This window comes from Balneicella halophila, assembly GCF_003096835.1.
GTDB lineage: Bacteria > Bacteroidota > Bacteroidia > Bacteroidales > Balneicellaceae > Balneicella > Balneicella halophila.
Map to the genome: position 1 here is coordinate 627,440 of NZ_QENZ01000003.1, position 24,050 is coordinate 651,489.

Sequence of the window (24,050 nt, forward strand, 5' to 3'; positions counted from 1 at the left end):
AAACTAAACACTTTATAGCAGTTGTTCTCTCATTTTTTAGCTACTTTTGCCTTAAAATAGTGAACTATGTTTCAAGGAAAATTTAAAGAGGTTGTGAAGTTTATCCTCTTTCTTTCTTTTGGTGTTGGTATTTTCTGGCTTGTTTATCGAAAACAAGATCCTGAAAAATTGTGGGGAGCTTTTAAGGATGTCAATCTTTTTTGGCTTGCAATGACGGTGATTGTGATGCTGATTAGTCATGTAAGTCGCTCTATTCGCTGGATGATGTTAGTAGAACCTTTGGGTAAAAAAGTGTCATTTTGGAATGCAACATTCTCCACATTTTTAGGTTATTTTGCCAATATGGCTTTACCGCGTATGGGAGAAGTTATGCGTTGTGCAGTTCTTGGAAAGTATGAAGATATTCCTACCTCAAAATTACTGGGAACTGTTGTGGTTGAGCGTGCTATAGATGTCGTTTTATTTTTATTGTGTCTTATCCTTGCAATTGCTTTACAATTTGATGTCTTCACTCATTTGGGTTCAGAATACCTAACAAAATCTAACAACGAGGAGGAGACGTCTTATCTTTGGGTGTATATAACAGTTGGAGTCGTCGCAGTTTTGTTACTTTTATATTTCATTTTCAGACGTAAGATTCATAAAACTAAAATATATTGTTCCGTAAAGAAATTCTTGAAGAATATCATCAAAGGCTTCAGAACAATATGGCAGTTAAAAAGCTTTAACGCTTTTCTGTTTCACTCTCTCTTGATATGGGTATGCTATTATTTAATGATGTATTTTGGATTCCAAGTATTTGAGTTTACTTCTGAACTTTCTGGAGTAGTGGCACTTAGTATTTTCGTGTTGGGTAGTTTGGGGATGATATTGCCTGCTCCGGGAGGGATAGGAGCTTTTCACTTTTTTGTAATCAGTGGCTTAGTGCTTTATTTACCGGCCGAGTCAAACATCAATGAAAAAGCAGCAGCATTTGCGTTATTAATACATGGTGTACAAACGCTATTTATTATTATTTCAGGAGTTGTGTCTTTAGTTTTATTACCAATAATCAATACCAAAAAGAAAACCCTATGAGTCGATATAATCTAGTTCCTGTTACTAATGAGGAAGAATCAAAGGAGTTTATTCAATTGACCAAAACCCTTTATAAAGGTGTTAAAAATTATGTACAACCTATTGATGATGATATTGCCCACGTATTTGATCCTGCTAAGAATGAATTTTTCAAACATGGTGAATGCACCCGATGGATATTGCAAGATGCTCAAGGGAAAACCGTTGGGCGAGTAGCTGCATTTATCGATAGGAATATTTTGGATGTCTATGGACAACCTACGGGCGGAATGGGTTTTTTCGAGTGTATCAATGATCAAGATGCAGCGTTTCGATTGTTTGATGCGTGTAAAGAATGGTTACAGGTTAGAAATATAGAAGCCATGGATGGACCTGTAAACTTTGGGCCGCGCTTGCAATGGTGGGGGTTGCACACTGAAGGTGATCAGAGACCCGTTTACGGAATGTTTTATCATCATTCATATTACAAGACTTTTTTTGAAGATTACGGTTTCCAAGTTTTCTTCAAACAATTTAACTACAGGACCGAACTGTGTGAGAAAAGTTTAAATAGGATTGTATTGCTAAAAGCCAAAAGAGTTTATCGTGATAAGAAATTTCATACAGAGTTTTTCGATAAAAAGAATATTGATAAATACATTCAGGATTTTACTACGGTTTATAATAATACTTGGGTGGGTGAAATTCCCGGTGTCGAGGAAATGACTGTAGAGGAAGTCCGTGAGACTTTCGAAGCAATGAAACCTTTACTGGAGGAGAGGTATGTGATCTTTGCTTATTATGATAATAAACCAGTAGGTTTCTTTGTTATGGTGCCTGATGCTAATGAAATTATTAAACATGTTAATGGTAAGTTTAATTTGAAGGCGAAACTCTATTTTTTATGGTATAAATATTTCCAAAGAGATAAAACAGTTATTGGTCAAATCTTTGGAGTAGATAGGGCTTTTCAAGGCAGGGGAGTAGAAGCAATACTGATTGAAAAATTCAGTCAAGTCATTTTTACAGGGAAAGAAAAATATAAATACTTAGAATTCAATTGGATTGGTGACTTTAACCCACGAATGCAACACATGATGGAAGAGCATTTGAATGCCAAAATCTATAAAACCTATATCACTTATCGATACTTATTTGATAGGACTAAGGAGTTTAAAAGAGCTGAAATCTTAAAGTAGGGTTTATTCTTCCTTAGCGGTTTTAACCCATAAATCGCGCTGAGGAAATGGTATTTCGATACCTTCCTTTTTAAAGCTCTTAAAAATCTTCTTTCTGATGTCACTTTTAATAATTCTCACATCAAAGAAACTTCTAGAATAAAAGAACAGCCTGAAATCAACCGAAGAATCGCCATAATTCATAAGTTGTACAGATGGACGAGGGATACGCTCCACCCCATTCTGACCAGATAGAGAGTCTAGGAGTATTTTCTCGACTTGGTCGATGTCTGAACCGTAGGAAACGCCGACATCTACATGGAAACGTGCCGCTTTTCTGCTATGGCTCCAATTTATCACTTTATTGGTGACTAAATTAGAGTTGGGTATGATAATACTAATATTATCTATAGTGGTTACTTGCGTCGTACGCACACCTATCTTATCCACTTGACAGACGATATCATCTACAATTAATTTATCATTGACCTTTACGCTACCTTCAAGTAGTAGTAGAATACCTGAAAATATATCATTGAACGTTTGTTGCAGTCCAATACCAACACCGACTAATAAAGCTCCAGAACTGATGAGTAAGCCTGATGAGCCTAAGTGTAGCGAGTTAATAATAAATATGACTGCAAGGAAATAAATCAGGTATTTAATGATTTGGAAGATGGAATGCTGACGCCCTAAATCTATTCTTTTCCTTTCAGAATATTTTTTAAAAGCTTTAGAAAATAGCCACACTATCAACTTTGTTATGAGTAGGGTTATGGCAACAGTAACTATGTGAGATACAGTTACATGTACCTTTCCAACCGATATAATAACAAAATTGAGTATATCATCCATAGTTGATACGAAGATACAACTTTTTTAAATCCGTCATATAAAAAAATAGCTACCTTCTAAAAGATAGCTATTTTCATATATTCGTTTGAAAGATCTAATCCTTAATCTTTGCTGAGAGGAACTCTCTATTAAGTCGTGCAATGTGTGCAATGGATATACTTTTTGGACATTCTGCTTCACAAGCACCTGTGTTGGTACAGTTTCCGAAACCTAATTCATCCATTTTAGCCACCATAGCTTTCGCACGGTTTTCGCGCTCAACCTGTCCTTGTGGTAGTTTTGCTAAGTGTGACACTTTTGCAGCAACAAATAGCATAGCAGAAGAGTTTTTACAACTAGCAGCGCAAGCGCCACAACCGATACATGCCGCAGCATCCATTGCTTCTTCATAATCCTCATAAGGAATAAGGATATTATTAGCATCAGGAAGGTTACCCAAAGTATTTACATTAATATAACCGCCAGCATGTAAAATCTTGTCATAAGATCTTCTATCTACAATCAAGTCTTTGATTACAGGAAATGCTCCTACACGCCAAGGCTCAATAGTGATTGTTTCGCCATCTTCAAATCTACGCATATGAAGCTGGCAAGTGGTAATTTCAGTATCAGGTCCGTGTGCACGTCCATTAATGTAAAGGCTACACATTCCACAAATTCCTTCACGACAATCATGATCAAATGCTACAGGCTCTATGCCTTTCGCTACTAATGATTCGTTCATGATGTCCATCATCTCCAAGAAAGATGAACCTTGAGAAATGTTCTCAATCTCATAGGTCTCAAACTTCCCTTTAGTGTTGGCATTTTTTTGACGCCACACTTTTATGTATAATTTTTTTAATATTTTGTCTGCCATGATATTACTTATAAGAACGTTGAGTTAATTTAACATTTTCGAACTTGAATTCTTCTTTATGAAGAATCGGTTCTTTTCCTTCTCCCGTATATTCCCAGACAGCACCATATGCAAAGTTTTCATCATCGCGTTTTGCCTCGCCATCTTCAGTGACAGATTCTTCACGATAATGTCCTCCACATGATTCGTTACGATTTAGTGCATCATAAGCCATCAACTCTCCAAGGTCAATAAACTCTGCAACACGTACTGCTTTTTCAAGCTCTGTGTTCATACCTGTCTTATCTCCTGGGATACGTAAATCACTCCAGAACTCTTTACGTAATTTCTGGATTTTTTCAATAGCTGTTTTCAATCCAGCCTCATTACGTGCCATACCTACATATTCCCACATAATGTGTCCCAATTCCTTATGGAAGTGGTCAACAGTTTGTGTTCCGTTTATGCTAAATAGTTTTTCGATACGTGCCTTAGTTTCTTCTTCCGCTTGTAAGAATGCTGCGCTATTTACATCTGGAGTTGGTGTTTGAATCTCATCAGCCAAATAATCTCCAACAGTGTAAGGGATAACAAAGTATCCATCAGCTAAACCTTGCATTAAAGCTGAAGCTCCAAGACGGTTAGCACCGTGGTCAGAGAAATTAGCCTCACCAAGACAATATAGACCTGGAACGGTAGTCATTAGGTTATAATCGACCCAAACACCACCCATTGTGTAATGAATTGCTGGGTATATCATCATTGGATATTCATAAGGATCTACATCTGTAATCTTCTCATACATTTGGAAAAGGTTTCCATAGCGAGCCTTGATTACATCTAATCCATATTCATCAATAGCATATTTGAAGTCAAGGAATACTGCTTGTCCTGTATCATTAACTCCGTATCCTGCATCACAACGCTCCTTAGCTGCACGTGATGCAACATCACGGGGAACCAAGTTACCATATGATGGATAACGACGCTCTAAATAGAAATCTCTATCTTCTTCAGGAATATCAGTAGCTTTCATTTCGCCACGTCTCAATTTCTCTGCATCTTCTTTCTTCTTTGGTACCCATACACGTCCATCATTACGTAATGACTCTGACATCAACGTTAATTTAGACTGTTGGTCTCCGTGAACTGGGATACAGGTTGGGTGAATCTGAACGAAACAAGGGTTCGCAAAGTGTGCACCTTTTTTGTAGATACGCATAGCAGCACCACCATTACATCCCATAGCATTTGTAGAAAGGAAGAATACATTTCCATAACCACCTGTTGCTACTAATACGGCATGTCCTCCATGTCGCTCTAGTTCACCGGTAACTAAGTTCCTTGTGATAATACCAACAGCTTTGCCGTTTTCGATCACAACCTCCATCATCTCTTGGCGGTCATACATCTTTATATGTCCTCGTCCGATCTCACGATTCATTGCAGCATAAGCACCTAATAATAATTGTTGTCCGGTTTGCCCGCGAGCATAGAATGTACGTGATACTAATACACCACCAAATGAGCGGTTCGCTAAAGTACCACCATATTCTCTTGCAAATGGAACACCTTGAGCAACACATTGGTCGATAATTGCTGGAGATACTTCTGCAAGACGATAAGTATTAGCCTCACGTCCTCTATAGTCACCTCCTTTAATAGTATCATAGAATAATCTGAAGATACTGTCATTATCATTTTGATAATTCTTTGCAGCATTGATACCTCCCTGTGCAGCAATAGAGTGTGCTCTACGTGCAGAATCTTGATAGCAGAATGCTTTTACATTGTAGCCTAAGTTTGCTAAACTGGCAGCGGCAGCGCCACCTGCAAGTCCTGTACCCACTACAATAATATCTAATTTTTTCTTATTTGCCGGACTAACGACTTTAATCTTTGCTTTGTGGTTTGTCCACTTCTGTGCCAAAGGTCCTTCCGGTATTTTTGCATCTAATATAGCCATAATTCAAATGTTTTTCTGTTTTATAAAAAGAAGGTCATATAAAGAGGAAGGATGCTATAGCCTATTGCAATAACCCATGCAAAGATAGTTGCTAAGGTGAATAGACGTGATTTCCAAGTATAGTTGTTCCAACCAATAGTTTGGAAAGCAGACCAAAATCCATGACGAATATGCAAGCCTAAAAGAATGCCCGCAAGTACATACACTGCACAATAAACATAGCTAAGTGTGCCGTGTTGCGTAAAAAGATCAGTTACCAACTTGTATCCATCGTGTCCACCAGTTGCTTCAACGATAGGAGCAGTATCAGTAATTTTCATTTTCACATAAAATTGAATAATATGTAACACAAGGAATGCAAGTACAGCAAATCCTAAGATGTACATATTTTTTGAAGCCCAAGAAAATGTTTTCGTTTTTTGAGTAACATTGTACTTTGTAGGAGTGGCTTTTTGGTTTTGCAATGTAAGTATTGTGGCATAAACAATATGCACAATAAAACCAATAGCCAATACAGGCTCCATTACTTTAATTAGAGGGTTGGTACCCATAAAGTGGACAGCTTCGTTGTAAAGTCCTCCTGTACTATCAAATAAAATAAGTAAATTGATACTTAGGTGAACCAACAAAAAAACCACCAAGAAAAGACCTGATAAACTCATTATCAACTTCTTTCCAATCGATGAACTTAAAAAGTTTGACATAAAAAGATATTTTGAAGGTTAATTAAAATAAAGTTTTAAATAAAATATGTTACAAAGTTAGGCAAAACGTAGGTTTTGGGCAAAAAAGTCAAAATATCGTTAATATTCAGATTGTCAATGAGTTGGTATTGTTTCGACTGTTAGAATTGTTCTAAATTATGTTTTGATTGCTTGTAATTAGTTTATGGATATTTCTTAGACATAAGAAAAATCACTGTAATTATAATTTTGGTTCTAACGAAATTTGATCTATTTTTGCTTACTATACTAAATCGCTTTTAATACTAAACAAACTAAATGGACAAACATCTACACACTAACCGTTATGTTATCTTAACATCTTCTGTGAATTCAGTTCTTCTTAAAGGTTTGTTTTTGTTTTTATGTCTTTTTTTTAGTGTGAGTTTTTTGATTGCTCAAAATACCCCTGTTTGCTCTGGTAATAAGGTCTCTAATGGCAGTTTTACGGATAATATTAATGGCTGGACATTGGGAGGAAATTGGTCACGCTGGGGTTTATGGTACGGTGGGTTAGGTGGATATCTCTATGTGACTGGTGAAAATGGTTTAAATAGAAGCCATGAACTCACTTCAACAACTATTAATAATTTGTGTCTTAATACTCCAAAACAAATAAAGTTTAAATTCAGATATACTGGTTTTTCAGGGGCGGGTTTTTTTAAGATTTATCTTGGATCTCAAGAAATATTTAGGGGTGTTTTGGTGGATGGTCAAGAAATTTATAGCGAAGAATTACAAGATGTTTCTGTAAACGTAGATGGTCTAGTTCTTTCAAGTGGGGGGACTATTGGAAATACTTCTGTTAGAAATGTAATTTTAAATTTATCTAATTATACTGGAAATCAAAATGCACAATTAAAATTTGTTTTCGAGGATACCTCTAATTCATCAAATAGAAGATTAAGAGTTGATGATGTTGGTATTTATGAACGTCCTCTATTACCACCTCCTAATCCTATAAGTGAGAATATAATAATTTGTGAGGGAGAACTGGCAAATTTAAATTCAGTTTTACCAACTTCAATAGCACCTGAAGGTTTGGAGTATCAATGGCACAGGGTACCCTCATCTCCTAATTCAGCTACGTTAGTATCAAATCCTGCTTCAGTATCTTCGGGTTATTATTTTCTATATTACAAATCGAATTGTATTGACTATGAAAATGACTGTAGTTATAGTCCTGCAGCTCTTAAGAGTGTACAAGTTTTAAATGATATCGATTGTGATGGGATAGATGATGTTGCAGACTTTGATGATGATAATGATGGTATCCTAGATACACAGGAATTATGTCAAACGGATCAAGAAGGACTTCCTTTAAAGAAGATAAAAGTAAGAATAGATTTAGATACAGATGAAAATGAAACTACTTGGGAATTAGTATCTCCATCTGGTCAATTTTTGATAGGAGGAGGACCTTATGAAGATAGTGATGAGACTATCGAATTAGAGACTAGTTTTTTGCAGGAAAATGGAGTGTATTTCTTTACAATACGTGATTCTTTTGGTGATGGTTTATGGGGAACAGGGCGGGGTAGTGATAGTAATAATTCTGCTGGTTATACTATATATATTAATGATGTAGAAGTTATTTCTTATCCGCCACAGAATCAATCAGCAGATTTTGGCTTTATAAAACAAGAGCCTATTATAATATCAGGTATTAATAGATTCTCCTGTTTAGATGGAGACCCGATGGAGGATAACGATGTTGATGGTGTTATTAATTATAGAGATCCGGATTATTGCACGTTAAATGGGCAAGGTGTTTGTGCAGATTTAGATTTAGATGGCGATGGATTAATTAATTCTTTAGATCCAGATTCTGATGACGATGGTTGTCCTGATGCTATTGAAGGTGCTGCTGATTTTACAGAAGACGATTTAATAGATGATAGACTTTGTGATGATAATTTGTGTGTGAATAATCAAGGTATTCCCAAAATAGCTGATGGAGGACAATCTTTAGGAGGATCTCAAGAAACAGTTGATTTGGCAATAACTAAACAACCTACAGGTGTAGCTACTTGTCCAGGTGATATGGATTTTAAGGCAATTGCTACAGCTACGAATGGAACTACTAATAACTTAACTTACCAATGGCAAGAATTAATTGGTGGAACTTGGACAGATATTACCAGTGCGAATGGAACTGTTAGTAGCGGAAATGAAGCCATTTTGAATTTATCTGGTGTGACAACATCAATGAATGGTTATAAATATAGAGTTGTATTTAAACATGCAGACAATCCATGCGGGATTATTTCAGACGAAGCAGTTTTAACAGTATATGATCCAGTTACCATTACAACGCAACCACAGGATATTATTACTTGTAAAGATAATTCGTCAAATCCTTCATTATTAGTTGAGGCAGAAGGAGGACATAATTTAACCTTCCAGTGGCAAAAGCTTGTTGGAGGTACTTGGACTAATATTTCGGGAGCTAATCTTACAACTTATGTGATTCCTACAGATACTCCAGGCAATTATGAATATAGAGTTATAATTTCTTCAGAGGGAACAAATTGCGGTTCTCTTACATCAAATGTGTCAAATGTATTAGTTAAGGAAAACCCTACACTTACAGTTCCTGATAACATGACTGTTCAAGCTGATCCAGGAGAATGTACAGCAGTGGTTAATTATAATGTTACAACAACAGGCACAGAGCCTATAAATCTAAGTTATAGAATAACTAGAGGGATTTTAGAAGGTCAAACTGGTAGTGGTACAGGTTCAGGGATATCATTCCCTGAAGGAATTAATGTTATTGAAATAACTGCATCAAATGGGTGTGTTGATGTAATTAAGAATTTTACTATAAATGTAGAGGATACACAGATGCCAACGATTCAGTGTAATACTTCAGATATCAATCTCGAAACAGATTCTAATAATCAAGATTGCAACGTTCAATACGATTTGCCTGATCCAACCTATTCAGATAATTGTACAGCAACGCTGTCTTACAAGATTATTAGGCCTGACCACATCGAAATAAATGGAAATGGGATAATTCCTTCTGACCAGATGTTTCAAGTGGGAACTTCTGAAATAATCTATTCTGTTACAGATGCAGGTAACAATACCGTTTCTTGTAGTTACAGTGTTACGGTTGTTGATAAAACTCCACCTGTTTTAAGTGGTTGTCCAACACAAACTGTCCAATTTCCAACCGATGCTAATAACTGTTTTCACACCGTCCTTGCAAGTGATATTGAAGGAGTTATTACAGGGTTAGATAATTGTAGTGGTATTAATGTTTCAAGATCATACGAAATTGATAATCAGATAGTCACTCTGCCTTACCAACTTCCAAAAGGAATTACAAATGTAAGAGCTATTGCAACTGATGAAGCTGGAAATAGAGCTAGCTGTACTTTTGATGTACAGGTTATAGATGATGAAAAGCCAAATATTACGAGTTGTCCACCAGATATAGCTGAAATTAATGGTTGTAATACCAGTGCTTTAGCGAATAATAATTTGCCAGATTATAGTGAAACTAGAATGAGCGTTTCGGAGTCAATCTTTACAAGTGCTGGAGGTGTAGCTACTGATAATTGCCCAGATGCATTTACCTATCAATATCAAGACAGTCAAACGAACTTATCAGACCCGTGTAGAATTCAAGTAACCCGATTATGGTATGTTATAGATGCCTCTGGTAATGAGTCAGATTATTGTGCACAACTTATTACAATTAGAAACCAACAAGCTCCCGTCGTGCCTACTGATGGTTTTAGTATAATTCACTGTCCAAGTGAGTTGGTTGATCCTGAGCTACCAGTGGTTAATGATGCATGTGGTAATGAGATTGATGCTGAATTTATGGGAAAAGTGAGTAATCCTACCAATATAGATTGTGAGGGTACACGTACTTATACGTATCAATATACTGATTGTGCAGGAAATGTGTCGGAATGGAAATACACTTATGAGTTAGTGGCGCTGGATTTTATTGATAATATGCCTGCTAATACAAGTAGAACTACAGATTGTGTTGATGATGTGATTATTAGGCAACCAGCTACAGTTTATGATTATTGCGGTAAAGCGATAGATCCTTCACCAGTACAAATCACTCCAGCTAATTATGCGGACAATCCTTGTTATCAAGGAGATATAACTTTTGAATATACTTTCGTAGATTGCTTTGGAAAGTTTTCTCATACCTACAAGCATACGGTTACTGTAATGAATGATCAAAAACCCACAGGTGTGGTTCCTGATCCAGCGACTTATAAATGTAAAGCCGACATTCCACAAGCTAATGTTAGCGATATAACAGGTCTCTCTTCTAATTGTGGTGGATCGGTGAATGTAAATATCCAAGAAAGTGACAATGGAGGAGAAGGATGTTCCTCTGATCCATATATTCTTACAAGAAAATATATTTTGACAGATTGTAGCGGACTTACCAATACCTATACCCAAACGATTACCGTTATTAACGATGAGTCACCAACCTTTACAAGTTGTCCTGGTAATATTTCTGAAGAAGCAGATGATGTAGGGGGTAATTTTGCTATTATAACAATCCCTACTCCGTCGGCTACTTCAAGATGTGGCGATAATGCAACAATTACCTATACACTTTCTGGTGATACTTCAGGTTCAGGTGAGAATATTACGAATCAAGCATTTAATATAGGTGTTACAAATGTAGAATATAGAGCTATTGATAAATGTGGAAATCAAGCTAGTTGTACATTGATAGTAACTGTCAGAAGTAATGAAGCTCCTGAAATTAATTGCCCTGGAGATATTGTAACCAGCTGTTATGATGGTGTGCCAGCACCTTATACTACTTTAAATGAATTTCAAAATGCAGGTGGTACTGTTACAGATACTGACGGTATTGATGCTTCAACTTTTACTTTGGTAAGTCAGATTGATAACAATTTAAGTTGTCCAAGAACCATTATTAGAACCTATCGAATTGCTGATAATAATGGACATTCCGCAAATTGCGCCCAGACTATTATTGTTGATGATAATATTGCACCAGCCTTTACTGGTAGTCTTAGTACACTGTCTATCGAAGGATGCCAGAAAGAAGATGAACCTGCTCCCTATAGTACTGCACAAGAGTTGTTGGATAATGGACTCATTTCATTGTCAGATAATTGTACACCTTTAGATCAACTTGATATTACTTCTTCTGAAACCTATTCGGGTACGTGTCCAATTGTTATTAATCGAATTTATACGATTGAGGATGGTTGTGGAAACCAAACAACAATACCACAGGAACTTGACATTAATGACACTACGCCACCCACAATTACTGGAACAATAAGTTTAATAGAGGTTCAAGGATGTACTTCTAATGATTTTCCTAACCACGTAGAGAGCGTGTCCGAACTTTTGCAGAAATATGGCAAGGATAACGGAACCGTACAACAAGCATTAGAAATCAGTGACAATTGCACCCCTTTAGATCAACTTGGGCTGACTTATTCAGAAACCATTACCGAAGGATGTCCAACTATTATTAGACGGACTTATACCATTATCGACAAGTGTGGCAACGAAACGTCTATTTCTAAAGAAGTGCATGTGATTGATGACGAAGCTCCTCAAAAAAGTGGAACGTTGCGTGACAAAAATATCGATGGCTGTGGTATTTCAGCACTCAACAGTTACCCACCAGCCACTAATGAAACAGAACTGGAACAATTGGGTATTACTTATTTTGACAATTGTACTGATAATGATCAATTAGTCATCAAACATATTTCTGATAATACTGTTTCGCAAACCGATTGTTATACTAAGGTAATAAGAACATATACTCTTTCTGATGCTTGTTCTAACACGCTCACACTATCACAAACAATAACTATCAGTGACAATACTCCACCTGTAGCTACAGGTACACTTAGTGATGTTTCGGTTGAAGGTTGCTCTGTAACTGATGCACCTAGTGTTGCAACAACTGTTAGCGAACTTGAAGCTTTAGGCTTACAAATAAATGATAATTGTTCAACAGATAGCGAAATAGTAGTTACCTATCAAGATTTTCCATCTGGAAGTTGTCCATTGACGATTAAGCGATTCTATACAATTAAAGACAAATGTGGTAATAAAATAGAATTGCCTGTCCAGACTATTACTGTGCAGGACACTCAAGCTCCTATTGTGGAAGGTAATTTTGTGCCTTTTATCCTAGAAGGATGTGGATCGGAAGTATTTACTCAAGCATCTAATCTTACGGTAGCATATTTAGAATCAAGAGGTTATGAAATTACAGATTGTGTGGATGATAGTGAGTTAATTTTTGAAGATGACGGTTTCGAATTAGTAAGTAGCGACGATTGTATTAAGAAATATATTAGAAAAGGCTTTGTGGTTGATAAATGTGGAAATAAGACAGCCTTACAAGCAGAAGTTCATGTGAAAGATACAACACCTCCTGTTGAGCTACCCACATTCACAATTCCTGAAAATCAATCTGGTTTAGATTATTGCTTTGACGATATTCCAGAAGCTCCAGAAGCCTCTTTAATTGCCAGTCAGTTTACAGATACTTGTAGTAGCGTAAGTGCAACTTTATCTGGTACACCCACAGGCGATGACAGCAATTGGTCAGTTACTTATACTTATATAATTAAAGATGCATGCGGTAATGAGGCTTTAAATCATCCGAAAATAACCTATTCTGGAAGTGATAAAACCGCACCCGTCCCTAATCAAACTACCTTGCCTGATATTATAGCTCAATGTGCAACTTCAGTCACAGCACCGACAGCAAATGACGCTTGTTATGGAACTGTTACTGCAACTACAACCAATCCGACATCATTTACACAACAAGGTACGTATTATATAAATTGGAAATATACTGATGGAAATGGAAATGAAGCATACCAAACTCAAAAAGTAATAATTAAGGATACTACTGCTCCAGAAATTACATGTCCAGTTACTGAATCTGTATATTATGAGAACGAGGATTGCAATGCTGAACTATCTTTTCAAGCAACAGCTTCTGATAATTGTACGTCTCCAACAATAAGCTATTTTATTGATGATGATAAAATCACATTTCCATATCCATTTACAGTCGGTACTACAAAGGTCATCGTGAAAGCTGATGACGGTAATGGAAATACCAATAGTTGCTCTTTTCAAGTGAAGGTCGAAGACAATAGTCCTCCGAGTATAACGTGTCCTATCGATAAAATTGTCGACAATGATCCCGGACAATGTTCAGCCACAGTTGATATTGGTAATGCAGTAGCTTCTGACAATTGTGGTATTGCTTCTGTTACTAATGATGCTCCATTAGATAGAGATTTTCCTATTGGAACTTCAACAGTCACGTGGACAACAATAGACGTAAATGGAAATACTAATACATGTACACAATTTATCATCGTTGAAGACGGCGAGAAACCGACATATGATGCTCCAAATGATGTTTCGTACTGCGTAAATAATATTATTGAAGCTAATTATGCTAATACAACGAATGGAGATGTCAATACTCCGCCAGACTACTATGAATTTGGCAATGCAGATTTAAGTCTTGACTTAAATAATGTGGATGATAATTGTTGTGTGACCAATACAATTATATGGAGTATTTCTCCTGAAATTAATGGAGCAACTGTTAGCGGAACAGGACAACCATCTGATAGTATTGAAGGTATAAGATTATGGTTAGATGTAGCAACAGAAAACCCAAAGTCATCTTATGTTGAAAAAGAGTATACGATTACTTATGTGGTTGTTGATTGTAATGGGAATAGTACACAAAAAACAACACAAATAACGATTAAACCAAGACCTAAGATTATAAAAGTGAATAATTAAAATAACTAAGTATAGCACATTAAAATTTTTTATTATGAGAAAGTCAATTTTTTTAACAGTATTAGCGATGCTTACAGTAGCGTTTCTTTTTGGACAAAAGGCCGATACCGAGCCTACACCAACAAAACCTGCCAACTGTGAGGAGAATGAAAACTTCCCCGCAATTGGGGTGCCACACGAATATGAAGTAGAAATTAGTGGAGATGGTTACGATGGTACCGGAACTTACAATTGGTATGTTACACAAAATGCAGGTGATTTATTTACTGAAACCAACATAGTTAACTCAACCAATGATTATTTTGATGTTAAAGCTACGGACACAGAGTTTTCATCTTATCATAAGGCAGGGACAACTACTAAGAAAATCGGTTTAACATGGAAAGCCGAAGCTTTGTTGAACTCAAACTCAAAATATTTCTTGGTATTAAAATACGAAGAAAATAATGGTACCTGTGATGCTATGAATATGAAAGTAATGAAAATCGAACCATTAAACCAATTTAAACTTGATATTGATCCTGTAGAAGACGAAGCAGGTACTGCATTTGGTGCAGGAGTTAGTGCTACAGTCTGTGCTGCAGATGTTGATGGTGCGTCTTTTGATGCTACGGAAGATAAAGTTACTTATACTTATGGAGAAAATACCTTGTATTATAAAGTTACTGCAAGTGGTTTTGCTGGAGACTGGAAACCTCAAATTAGCTTACCTGCATTATCAAGTACTGGAGACCAAAAATATGTTTCTGCACAATGGGCAGTTCAAGGAACTGATACATGGGTAGATTTCAATGGTTTATCTCAAGATGCTTCTGCACAGACTCTATCTTCTACAACTGTAGCAACAATACCTACAGACGCTTCAGGAGCTACACCTTCAGAAACGTATATTTATAAGATTGTTATTGATAATGAAAGATTTGAAACTCTTGCTAATCAAACATTGAATGTTGCAACGGATGGTACTTATGGAGGAACTAATAATGATGCATTGAAAGACCAAACAGACGATTGTTCTGGTGATGAAGGTGTGTTCGCTGATAAAGATGATTACACTATCAAGGCTCGTCCAACTGTAAAAGCTACCTCTGGAGGTTTTATCCAAAGAGTCCAGTAATTAGAATTTATTACTTTCTCATACACACCCTTTCACTTTAGCAGTTGTTGCTAAAGTGAAAGTTAAGGTGCTGTAATGAGAATAGAGCGTTTATGACCACATAATAAATGCTTGAAAGAGTATGTAATAGTAAAGATGTTAACTTAATAATAAGTGCAAGTGACTATCAAAGAATCCTATAAATGGTTAAAAGAAAACGATACATACTGTATAGTGTGTTACGCTTTGCAATAGGCTTTTGTTTAGATTTTAATTTGACCAGAGGTTTATATTGTTACGTAACTAACAGTATACAATACAGTCTGTCAAGCGACAACAAATTGCTTGATATAGGATAGGTATGTCTATGATTAAAAATGAATTTGAATATAGATAACAAGTATAATAGGGTGAATAGAAAATAGATAAGGTTGATAAAATTCTGCATACATAGAATACGTTGGGTGATGGTGTTACCATTGCTGTTTGCTTGGCATTTAGCTCAGGCACAGATACGTGTGTCTAGTGGTGAAAGGGTAGAATTGTCAGTGGAGTCAATACCTAATCACACTTATAGTTGGGAATTATACGATAAAGTAGATGGAATTAATTTTGCCCTTACAGATAGCAATGTCCCATCAAACAAAGCCCAATTTGTCAGTGGAAACACTGGTAGCAGTGTTTTAGTCGAGTTCTTACAGCCAGGTATCTATTTCTATAAAGTAACCGTACGTAGTTCTTGTACGAATAACATTAAAATAGGAAAGGTTATTGTTTCAGAAGCGAATATTCCGCCACCTCCAAGAGTAATACTTAGTTATAATTGCGAGGCAGGTACAGCTACATTGAGGGCTGAGGACTATGTCGGCGACCTATTATGGAGTACTGGTGAAACTACCGAAAGTATTACAGTGACCAATTCGGGAATTTATACCGTTACACAGACTGTAAATAACCAGATAAGTAGCGAACGAGCAGTTAAGGTTGAGCATATCAAAGTCGATATGCCAAGCAGTGTGAAAGCGATACCTCCAAAGATTGAAAAAGGCGGTACTTCAGCATTGACAGCTGAAGGATGTCAGAATGGAATGCTACATTGGTATGCAGATGAAGCATTAACTCAGGAATTAACGGATACTGAAGTTTCACCAGATGAAACAACGACATATTATGTTGTTTGCGAGAATGAAATAGGTTGTCAAAGCGCAGCCATTCCGGTAATAGTTACTGTGCTGCAGTTTGATCCTGTTAAGTGTAAAGAGTTGTATAAGAATATCACCATTGAACAACTAGTAACTCCGAATGCTGATGGCTATAATGATACTTGGGAGTTGAATGACTTGTTAGAATACTGCCAAGAGTGTGGAAAAACTGCTTTAGTGAGATTATATAATCGATGGGGTGCTAAGGTTTATGAGAAAGATGGTTATATGTTAGATAATGAACGATTTGACGGATATTCTGAAAATGACCTTGATTTTAGAAACTCTAAGCGATTACCTGATGGAACTTATTTCTATATCATTATCGTGGAGGGGGAGAAGGAACTAAACGGCTTCATTAATATCGTGACACCGGCAGAAGACAATTAAAAATCATAATAAAAAATGTGTGAAAAGACTGCTCAACTGGGCAGTCTTTTTTTTGCCTAAGCGTTTAGTAATTTGGCATTTTGCTTTTCCAAAAATAGGTTGTATTTTAGCAAGTAATTAGTTAGATGATTACTTATTTAAAAAATAAAGAAAATGTACAAATTGGTATTGATTAGACACGGACAGAGTGAATGGAATTTGAAAAACCTATTCACTGGTTGGACAGATGTTGATTTAACAGAGAAAGGAATCGAAGAAGCTAAAAATGGAGGAAAAGTATTAAAGGAAGAAGGATATACTTTTGATGTTGCCTACACATCTGTATTAAAAAGAGCCATCAGAACATTAAATTTTGTTTTGGAAGAGATGGATTTAAACTGGATTCCTGTTCATAAAACATGGCGTCTGAATGAGAAGAGTTACGGTGCATTACAAGGCTTGAATAAGGCAGAAACTGCTGAGAAGTATGGTGAAGACCAAGTGCTACAATGGCGTCGCTCATATGATGTAAGACCACCTATGATTGAGGAATCTGATGAGCGTCATCCAAAGTTTGATAATAGATACAAGGATTTAAAAGAAGAAAATAAAACTGCAGGCGAAAGTTTGAAAGATACTTATGACAGAATGTTACCATACTGGCACGAGGAAATTGCTCCTACAATTAAGGATGGTAAAAATGTGGTAATCGTTGCTCACGGAAATAGTTTACGTTCTTTAGTGCAGTTTCTAGATGATATGAGCGAAGAAGCTATTCTAAAATTAAACATTCCAACTGGTGTGCCATTGGTGTATGAGTTAGATGAAGATTTGAAACCAATAAAGCATTATTATCTAGGAGACCAAGATGCCATTCAGGCTGCAATTAGTGGTGTGGCTAATCAAGGAAAATCAAAATAGTTATTGGCTATTTTGCATACTTAAAGCAGTGTCTTTCAGGCACTGCTTTTTTATTTTCTTAATAATCTACATTGATAAAATCGACTGAATGTGTATTTTTGCATTCTATTTTATTAAACCAAAACTTTATAAAACTATGAAAAAACTACTTTTAATTGTAGCATTCAGCTGTTTTGCTGTATTGGCTATGGCACAGAACGTGCAGTTGCATTATGACTTTGGAAAAGCGAATGATGATAGAGCGGCTGATCGTGATTACTTAACTGCAACTGTTGAGTTCTTCAAACCAGACAAATGGGGTTCAACCTTCTTTTTTGTTGACTTTGATTTTAATGCTGAAGATGATGGTATTAGTGTCAGCTATATGGAATTAGCACGTAATTTTAAATTCAACCAAACATTTCCCGTACAGGCTCATCTTGAGTACAATGGAGGGCATTTTGGAGCCGATGGGTTTGGCGATTCCTTTAAAAATATGGTTATCGTAGGTGGGTATTACGATTGGAAAATTACCAAAGGATTTACATTAGGAACAATGCTAGGCTATAAATATATACAAGATGTTGAAGAAGGACCTGATTTTCAGGCAACTGTAACTTGGTTCAAACCTTTTGGAAAAGGATTTCTTTTTACTGGGTTTGCAGATCTTTGGACAGAAGATAAATGGGGAGAGAAAGATGGAAAGAAATTCATTTTTGTCAGTGAACCACAACTTTGGTACTCTGTGACTGAGCATTTTAAAGTAGGAACAGAAGTAGAGTTTAGCAACAATTTTGTTCTTGGCTCAAATAAATTTGAAATTATGCCTACAGTAGCAGTACGTTGGGATATTTAAACGAATAAACTATGTTAGAAAAATTCTTTAATTTATCTGAAAATAGAACTACTGTAAAAACGGAGATTCTTGCCGGCGTCACGACCTTTATGACGATGGCGTATATTCTAGCCGTAAACCCTGGAATTTTAGGAGATGCAGGAATGGATAGAGGGGCGGTATTTACTGCCACCGCACTTTCTGCCGTTATCGCGACTTTGGTAATGGCTTTGGTGGCTAAGTTGCCATTTGCTTTGGCACCGGGTATGGGACTTAATGCTTTCTTTGCTTACACCGTAGTTCTTACGATGGGCTACTCTTGGCAATTTGCTTTAACTGCTGTTTTCTTGGAAGGTGTAATTTTCATTGTTCTTACTGCATTTAACGTCCGCGAGATGATTGTTAATGCTATTCCTGCGAATATTCGAAACTCTATATCAGTAGGTATTGGGCTTTTTATCGCATTTATTGGATTGCAAAATTCGGGAATTATTGTAGATAACCCGGCAACCTTAGTAAGCCTGGGTGATATGTCTAATGTGAATGTCATTTTAGCAATTTTAGGAATCTTTATTATTGGAGTTTTATTGGCTTTTAAGGTAAAAGGAGCCTTGTTAATAGGAATTTTAGTGGCAACAGTTATTGGAATTCCCATGGGGATCACACATTTCCCAGAAGGAAGTTTAATACAAACACCACCATCTCTTTCACCTATCTTTTTTCAATTTGAATGGGGACAAATACTTACCGTAGATATGCTTATCGTATTGTTTACGTTCCTTTTCGTTGATATGTTTGATACCGTTGGAACATTGATAGGTGTTTCTACTAAGGCTGATATGCTTGATGAGAATGGAAAAATTCCACGTGTGAAGCAAGCTTTATTTGCTGATGCTATCGGGACGTTCTTCGGTTCTATCTTTGGTACCAGTACTGTGACTACCTATGTAGAAAGTGCTTCCGGTGTTGCGGAGGGCGGACGCACAGGATTAACGGCGTTGAGTACAGCCGTGCTTTTTGCTTTGGCATTGATTTTGGCTCCTGTCTTCTTGATGATTCCTGCTGCTGCTTTATCTCCGGTACTTATCATCGTAGGATTATTTATGATGTCGCCTGTTAAGAATATCGATTTGGAAGACTTTACAGAAGCCATTCCTGCTTTTCTTACCATTATATTGATGCCTTTAACATACAGCATTGCTGACGGTATTATTTTTGGTATGCTTTCTTTTGTATTGTTGAAAATCTTTACTGGCAAAGCAAAAGGACTTTCAATACTGATGTACATTTTAGCAATTCTATTTATTGCGAAACTTTGGGGACCTGCTATTAGTGGCTTGTTTTCGTAGGTACTGAATAGTTACTTTAAAATAGGGAGTAGTTTCTTCGTAGGAGCTACTCTTTTTTTATATAAGTTTCTCTTCTTATGCTTTTTATTGCTCTATTATCTGATGATTTTCACAGCGAAGGGTGCGTGCAGGGAAACGCTCTAATAAATCATATTGGTGGGTTGCCATGATGACCGTCTTTCCACTCTTTGAAATGTCATGCAGCAGGGCTGCCAGTGCATAGGAAGTTTCGGGGTCTAAGTTTCCCGTAGGTTCGTCAGCCAAGATAATATCAGGATTGTTAAGCAAAGCTCTTGCAATAACCACACGCTGTTGTTCACCACCGGAGAGCTCATGTGGCATTTTGTCTTTGTGTTCTAGGACTCCAGTCTTTAAAAGTACTTCCTCAATACGTTCTTTTCGTTCCTTTTTGGGAAATTCTGTTGCTTCCAGCACGAAAAGCAGGTTTTTATAAACACTTCTGTCGCTTAATAGCTTGTAGTCTTGAAAGACAACACCCAGCTTTTTACGTAACGGAGCTACGTTTTTTCTACGAATATTCCAAAGTAATGTCCCATCTATGACTATTTGTCCCTTATGTAATGGTAATTCAGCATTCAAGCTACGGATAAGAGTAGATTTTCCGGTTCCTATCTTTCCGATAAGATAAACAAATTCCCCCGGATAAATAGCAAGATTGATGTTTTTGAGGACTTCATTCTCCCCATTTTTCAGTGTTGCATTTTTAAATTCAATAATTGGCTGTGTCATAGTATCGAAGTTGTTTTACAAAGCTATGATTTTTTACGAACTATACCCAAGCTTCTAAAGATGATGCAAAGAAGTATGGGAATGATCATTTCAAAAGGAAATGCAAGAGGTGCATAGTTAAAAATAGAGAAAAGTTGTGGAAATACCATAAATATCAACAAGGTACAAACAATAATCAAAGTTACTAAGAAATAGTAATGTGTAAATTTTGATTTTTGATGTTGAAATAGAATGACAAAAGCCATAATGAAGTGTGTTGGCAGTGCCCAGAAGATATTCCAATTGTCATTTGTAGCTGTATGGTCAGCGGCAAACCAAAGAAAAGCAATAATACTACCAGCAATTCCTAATGCGAAAAATAGAATAAAATCAGCAAAATGCATTTTCTCAGGAATAAATATAGAGCCGAGAAGTATTAGAAAAGCTGCCAAATAAAAGATGAAAACCGGACTTAACAGGAAAGCGGTTTTTGAATATACAAATTGAGCGTCGTAAAGTGTTCTCGTATTTGCTACGATAGGTTTTCCATTAAGTGTAGCGTCTGTATAATTATCCTTTAGAATATCAGGTAGAAATAAACCTTTTTGAAGATGGTCTGTAGGAGCTCCCAAAACTATATTCAGCCCTAAGTTAAGCCAGTCGCTATTCGCTAAGTAAGGAGCTATTCCGGTTCTATACGTTTCTCCCAACTTTGATGGGACTTGAGTAAATTCCCAATCACCTGCAATATTATTTCTAATTATTTCATCAATACGCGTAGCACAATTATCCATAAAGAAGTCGTACTTATAAGCACGATTTTCAGGCTTATAATTGATGAGGAGTGCCTCAAATAATTGTTGCTTTTGTTGAGGATTGAGTAATAATTTTTGTGAATAAACACTTCGTTTTTCTCTCTTGTATGAGGTAATAAATCTCTCATAGTCTGAAACAGAAAGTAAGTAGTCTAACCTTCCTTGTGCGAATTTCATGTAAAAATTTGGAGTGCTGAAATCGAATGTGCCATAATTAAAGACCAAATCCATATTGGAAATAGGATCTTGAACACGAATAGCAGAGTGTCCAAAAAGCGAATAAAGCTCTTCTCCTGGGTCACAAGTAAGAATGCTGATTTCAGCTTCCGGGCTTAGTTTTTGACTCATTGCTCCTTTGACACATAAGAATAAGCAGAGTAAAGATAAAAGAAAAGCTCGCATATTCTTATTCTCTATTTCTTAAAAAATCGATTAGTTGTTCTTTATTTGGAGAATGAGCGTTCCTCACGTAATACCCTGATGTATTTACTCCGACAGCTAAACATTCTTCCGGAGTAAAACCTCGTAAAAGAGCATTGCAAAAGCCCGCATTGAAATTATCGCCGGCACCAGTCGTCAGTTTTGGTTTTTGAGTATAGGGACCAATAACATATCCAGCCCAATCTTCTGTTGCTACAGCTGCGCCATGTAGGGGATGTATCACGGCATGGGAAATATTTAACTTTTCTCTGATTTTAATAGCCCTTTGTATCACGTCGTCTGTTGAAACACCAAGGAGTGATGCAACAATCATAGATTCATTTTTATTCATGCTTAGCACCATCTGGGTCGTTTCAGCAAATTCAGAAATTAGTTCTAATGCTTTAATAATATCTTCATCTAATCGTTTTTGAGGATCAGCCAAGTCAATGAAAGCAATCGGTTTTTTTGGTATTTCTTTGATGATAGATAAAATGCCTTCCATAATAGAATTCATCCCACTTAGCATTGTCCAATTATTAAAACTCAGTAAATCCATTTTTTGAAGGAGCTCAGTGAGCTTCTCTCTAGGATATTTCTCAATCAGTTTGCTCCAATTGATTCCAGTCATGTGATGACTTTTCCCTAACATGAGCTTACCATCCATAAATTCTAGCGCATCAGTGTGCCCTGGTGCTTCAAAAGAAACAACCTCTTCACAGCGGTTGGCAAATTCTTGAAACACAGGATGTATACCTTCAGCTCCAATTGATCCTGCATAACTCACTTTATGCCCTTGATTGATGAGTGAGTTTGCCATGATAGGTCCATTGCCACCCAACTTTATTTGTTGTGTTACAAACTCGATATTGGCACTTAAACCAGCGGCTTTCCCAATTCGTTCAGAAAACTCAGTAATGGTTTCAATTCTCTCAAACGTTTTATCATCTTGACGCTTACGGACTACATAGATAATCTCATCTATAAATCCGTCATAGCCTACGAGTATATTCTTCGATGAATTACTATTCTCTAATTTGTCAGCTACAGTTTGGAGTAACAATTTATCTTGATAATTTGTAGTCATATATAGTGTATTTCGTTAGTAAGGTAATTTATCAAAACTAGATAATTCTAAGGACTAAGATACAATTTCTCTACGAAATAGAGATAAAAATACGACTACTTAATTATTCTGTTACTAATTTATAACCGACACCTTTTATGGTTTGTACCATTTCGTTGCCCAGTTTTTTGCGCAACTTCCTGATGTGTACATCAATAGTTCTCTCGCCAACGATAACATCTTTCCCCCAAACCTTATCAAGAATTTCGTCACGTTCGAAGACTTTGTTAGGAACTGATGCTAAAAGGCATAGCAGTGAAAATTCTTTTTTAGGAAGATTGATAAGTCGTCCGGCTTTTTCAACAAGGTGCGAATCTTGATTGATTTTTAAATCTTGCACTTCTATAATATTGGGAGTTTCTTCAGAATGCTCTATTCTACGAATAAGGGCTTTGATTTTACTGGTTAAGACTTTAGGCTTCACTGGTTTGGTAATATAATCATCTGCTCCGGCATTGTATCCGGCTATTTGAGAATAATCCTCACTTCGAGCAGTTAAAAAGACGATAAAGCTATCTTTTAGCTGTTCATCTGCACGGATAAGTTCGCAAGTTTCAATCCCATCAAGCTCAGGCATCATTAAATCTAGGAGGATAAGGTCTGGCTGTTCCTTTTTTGTAATTTTGATAGCCTCTTTACCATTACTGGCAGTCAAAGTTCGATATCCTTCTTTTTCTAAGTTGTAGCCTATAAATTCTAGGATATCAGGTTCATCATCTACCAAGAGGATTGTCGCCTTTTTTGTCTTCATTATTCTTCAATGTTAG

16 protein-coding genes are annotated in these 24,050 nt (G+C 36.5%); 8 read left to right on the top strand and 8 right to left on the bottom strand.

Annotated elements, in window-relative coordinates:
* The first annotated feature begins 66 nt into the window (after window positions 1-66).
* Together C7377_RS02840 and C7377_RS02845 are read left to right on the top strand one after the other, a co-directional pair.
* On the top strand, window positions 67-1,077 hold the full coding sequence (locus C7377_RS02840) for a lysylphosphatidylglycerol synthase transmembrane domain-containing protein (protein ID WP_116495811.1): 1,011 nt from the start codon (window positions 67-69) through the stop codon (window positions 1,075-1,077).
* Complete coding sequence (locus C7377_RS02845; protein WP_116495812.1) at window positions 1,074-2,255, top strand: hypothetical protein; 1,182 nt, start codon at window positions 1,074-1,076, stop codon at window positions 2,253-2,255. Before C7377_RS02840 ends, C7377_RS02845 begins: the two co-directional genes overlap by 4 nt.
* 3 nt (window positions 2,256-2,258) lie before the next feature.
* Here C7377_RS02845 and C7377_RS02850 read toward each other — a convergent pair whose 3' ends face one another.
* The 4 genes from C7377_RS02850 to C7377_RS02865 all read right to left on the bottom strand — a co-directional run bounded on the left by C7377_RS02850 (window position 2,259) and on the right by C7377_RS02865 (window position 6,597).
* On the bottom strand, window positions 2,259-3,089 hold the full coding sequence (locus C7377_RS02850; protein ID WP_116495813.1) for a mechanosensitive ion channel family protein: 831 nt from the start codon (window positions 3,087-3,089) through the stop codon (window positions 2,259-2,261).
* A gap of 94 nt (window positions 3,090-3,183) precedes the next feature.
* Window positions 3,184-3,948 carry a succinate dehydrogenase/fumarate reductase iron-sulfur subunit gene (locus tag C7377_RS02855; RefSeq protein ID WP_116495814.1) on the bottom strand — a complete coding sequence of 255 codons (765 nt, stop codon included), beginning with the start codon at window positions 3,946-3,948 and terminating at the stop codon, window positions 3,184-3,186.
* A gap of 4 nt (window positions 3,949-3,952) precedes the next feature.
* Entirely contained in the window at window positions 3,953-5,893 is a 1,941-nt protein-coding gene (locus C7377_RS02860; RefSeq protein WP_116495815.1) for a fumarate reductase/succinate dehydrogenase flavoprotein subunit, read from the bottom strand.
* 20 nt (window positions 5,894-5,913) lie between these two features.
* The gene (locus C7377_RS02865) at window positions 5,914-6,597 is read right to left on the bottom strand and encodes a succinate dehydrogenase cytochrome b subunit (protein WP_116495816.1); all 684 of its coding nucleotides are present in this window, start codon (window positions 6,595-6,597) and stop codon (window positions 5,914-5,916) included.
* 408 nt (window positions 6,598-7,005) lie between these two features.
* Here C7377_RS02865 and C7377_RS02870 point away from each other — a divergent pair, with 408 nt between their 5' ends.
* The 6 genes from C7377_RS02870 (at window position 7,006) to C7377_RS02895 (ending at window position 20,193) form a co-directional block, all read left to right on the top strand.
* Window positions 7,006-14,442: an HYR-like domain-containing protein gene (locus C7377_RS02870; protein ID WP_165806835.1), complete on the top strand. Its 7,437-nt coding sequence runs from the start codon at window positions 7,006-7,008 to the stop codon at window positions 14,440-14,442.
* Window positions 14,443-14,476: 34 nt separating this feature from the next.
* On the top strand, window positions 14,477-15,559 hold the full coding sequence (locus tag C7377_RS02875; RefSeq protein ID WP_116495818.1) for a hypothetical protein: 1,083 nt from the start codon (window positions 14,477-14,479) through the stop codon (window positions 15,557-15,559).
* A 446-nt stretch (window positions 15,560-16,005) separates the two neighbouring features.
* Window positions 16,006-17,130 (top strand): T9SS type B sorting domain-containing protein, encoded by a 1,125-nt coding sequence (locus tag C7377_RS02880; RefSeq protein WP_116495819.1) that lies wholly within the window; start codon window positions 16,006-16,008, stop codon window positions 17,128-17,130.
* A 153-nt stretch (window positions 17,131-17,283) separates the two neighbouring features.
* Complete coding sequence (gene gpmA / locus C7377_RS02885; protein ID WP_116495820.1) at window positions 17,284-18,030, top strand: 2,3-diphosphoglycerate-dependent phosphoglycerate mutase; 747 nt, start codon at window positions 17,284-17,286, stop codon at window positions 18,028-18,030.
* A 136-nt stretch (window positions 18,031-18,166) separates the two neighbouring features.
* Window positions 18,167-18,865 (top strand): DUF5020 family protein, encoded by a 699-nt coding sequence (locus C7377_RS02890; RefSeq protein WP_116496214.1) that lies wholly within the window; start codon window positions 18,167-18,169, stop codon window positions 18,863-18,865.
* An 11-nt stretch (window positions 18,866-18,876) separates the two neighbouring features.
* On the top strand, window positions 18,877-20,193 hold the full coding sequence (locus C7377_RS02895; RefSeq protein WP_116495821.1) for an NCS2 family permease: 1,317 nt from the start codon (window positions 18,877-18,879) through the stop codon (window positions 20,191-20,193).
* Window positions 20,194-20,277: 84 nt separating this feature from the next.
* Here C7377_RS02895 and C7377_RS02900 read toward each other — a convergent pair whose 3' ends face one another.
* The 4 genes from C7377_RS02900 to C7377_RS02915 all read right to left on the bottom strand — a co-directional run bounded on the left by C7377_RS02900 (window position 20,278) and on the right by C7377_RS02915 (window position 24,034).
* Complete coding sequence (locus C7377_RS02900) at window positions 20,278-20,943, bottom strand: cell division ATP-binding protein FtsE (RefSeq protein WP_116495822.1); 666 nt, start codon at window positions 20,941-20,943, stop codon at window positions 20,278-20,280.
* 23 nt (window positions 20,944-20,966) lie between these two features.
* On the bottom strand, window positions 20,967-22,085 hold the full coding sequence (locus C7377_RS02905) for a lipoprotein N-acyltransferase Lnb domain-containing protein (RefSeq protein ID WP_165806836.1): 1,119 nt from the start codon (window positions 22,083-22,085) through the stop codon (window positions 20,967-20,969).
* A 58-nt stretch (window positions 22,086-22,143) separates the two neighbouring features.
* Window positions 22,144-23,244 (bottom strand): PfkB family carbohydrate kinase, encoded by a 1,101-nt coding sequence (locus C7377_RS02910; protein ID WP_116495824.1) that lies wholly within the window; start codon window positions 23,242-23,244, stop codon window positions 22,144-22,146.
* A gap of 103 nt (window positions 23,245-23,347) precedes the next feature.
* Complete coding sequence (locus C7377_RS02915) at window positions 23,348-24,034, bottom strand: response regulator (protein ID WP_116495825.1); 687 nt, start codon at window positions 24,032-24,034, stop codon at window positions 23,348-23,350.
* Window positions 24,035-24,050 lie beyond the last annotated feature (16 nt).

Bases quoted from the DNA above. Each gene is read 5' to 3' on its own strand.
- C7377_RS02910 (WP_116495824.1), bottom strand. From the start codon at position 23,244: ATGACTACAAATTATCAAGATAAATTGTTACTCCAAACTGTAGCTGAC.
- gpmA (WP_116495820.1), top strand. From the start codon at position 17,284: ATGTACAAATTGGTATTGATTAGACACGGACAGAGTGAATGGAATTTG.
- C7377_RS02850 (WP_116495813.1), bottom strand. From the start codon at position 3,089: ATGGATGATATACTCAATTTTGTTATTATATCGGTTGGAAAGGTACAT.
- C7377_RS02845 (WP_116495812.1), top strand. From the start codon at position 1,074: ATGAGTCGATATAATCTAGTTCCTGTTACTAATGAGGAAGAATCAAAG.
- C7377_RS02900 (WP_116495822.1), bottom strand. From the start codon at position 20,943: ATGACACAGCCAATTATTGAATTTAAAAATGCAACACTGAAAAATGGG.
- C7377_RS02905 (WP_165806836.1), bottom strand. From the start codon at position 22,085: ATGAGTCAAAAACTAAGCCCGGAAGCTGAAATCAGCATTCTTACTTGT.
- C7377_RS02855 (WP_116495814.1), bottom strand. From the start codon at position 3,948: ATGGCAGACAAAATATTAAAAAAATTATACATAAAAGTGTGGCGTCAA.
- C7377_RS02840 (WP_116495811.1), top strand. From the start codon at position 67: ATGTTTCAAGGAAAATTTAAAGAGGTTGTGAAGTTTATCCTCTTTCTT.
- C7377_RS02875 (WP_116495818.1), top strand. From the start codon at position 14,477: ATGAGAAAGTCAATTTTTTTAACAGTATTAGCGATGCTTACAGTAGCG.
- C7377_RS02880 (WP_116495819.1), top strand. From the start codon at position 16,006: ATGGTGTTACCATTGCTGTTTGCTTGGCATTTAGCTCAGGCACAGATA.
- C7377_RS02865 (WP_116495816.1), bottom strand. From the start codon at position 6,597: ATGTCAAACTTTTTAAGTTCATCGATTGGAAAGAAGTTGATAATGAGT.
- C7377_RS02890 (WP_116496214.1), top strand. From the start codon at position 18,167: ATGAAAAAACTACTTTTAATTGTAGCATTCAGCTGTTTTGCTGTATTG.
- C7377_RS02895 (WP_116495821.1), top strand. From the start codon at position 18,877: ATGTTAGAAAAATTCTTTAATTTATCTGAAAATAGAACTACTGTAAAA.
- C7377_RS02860 (WP_116495815.1), bottom strand. From the start codon at position 5,893: ATGGCTATATTAGATGCAAAAATACCGGAAGGACCTTTGGCACAGAAG.
- C7377_RS02915 (WP_116495825.1), bottom strand. From the start codon at position 24,034: ATGAAGACAAAAAAGGCGACAATCCTCTTGGTAGATGATGAACCTGAT.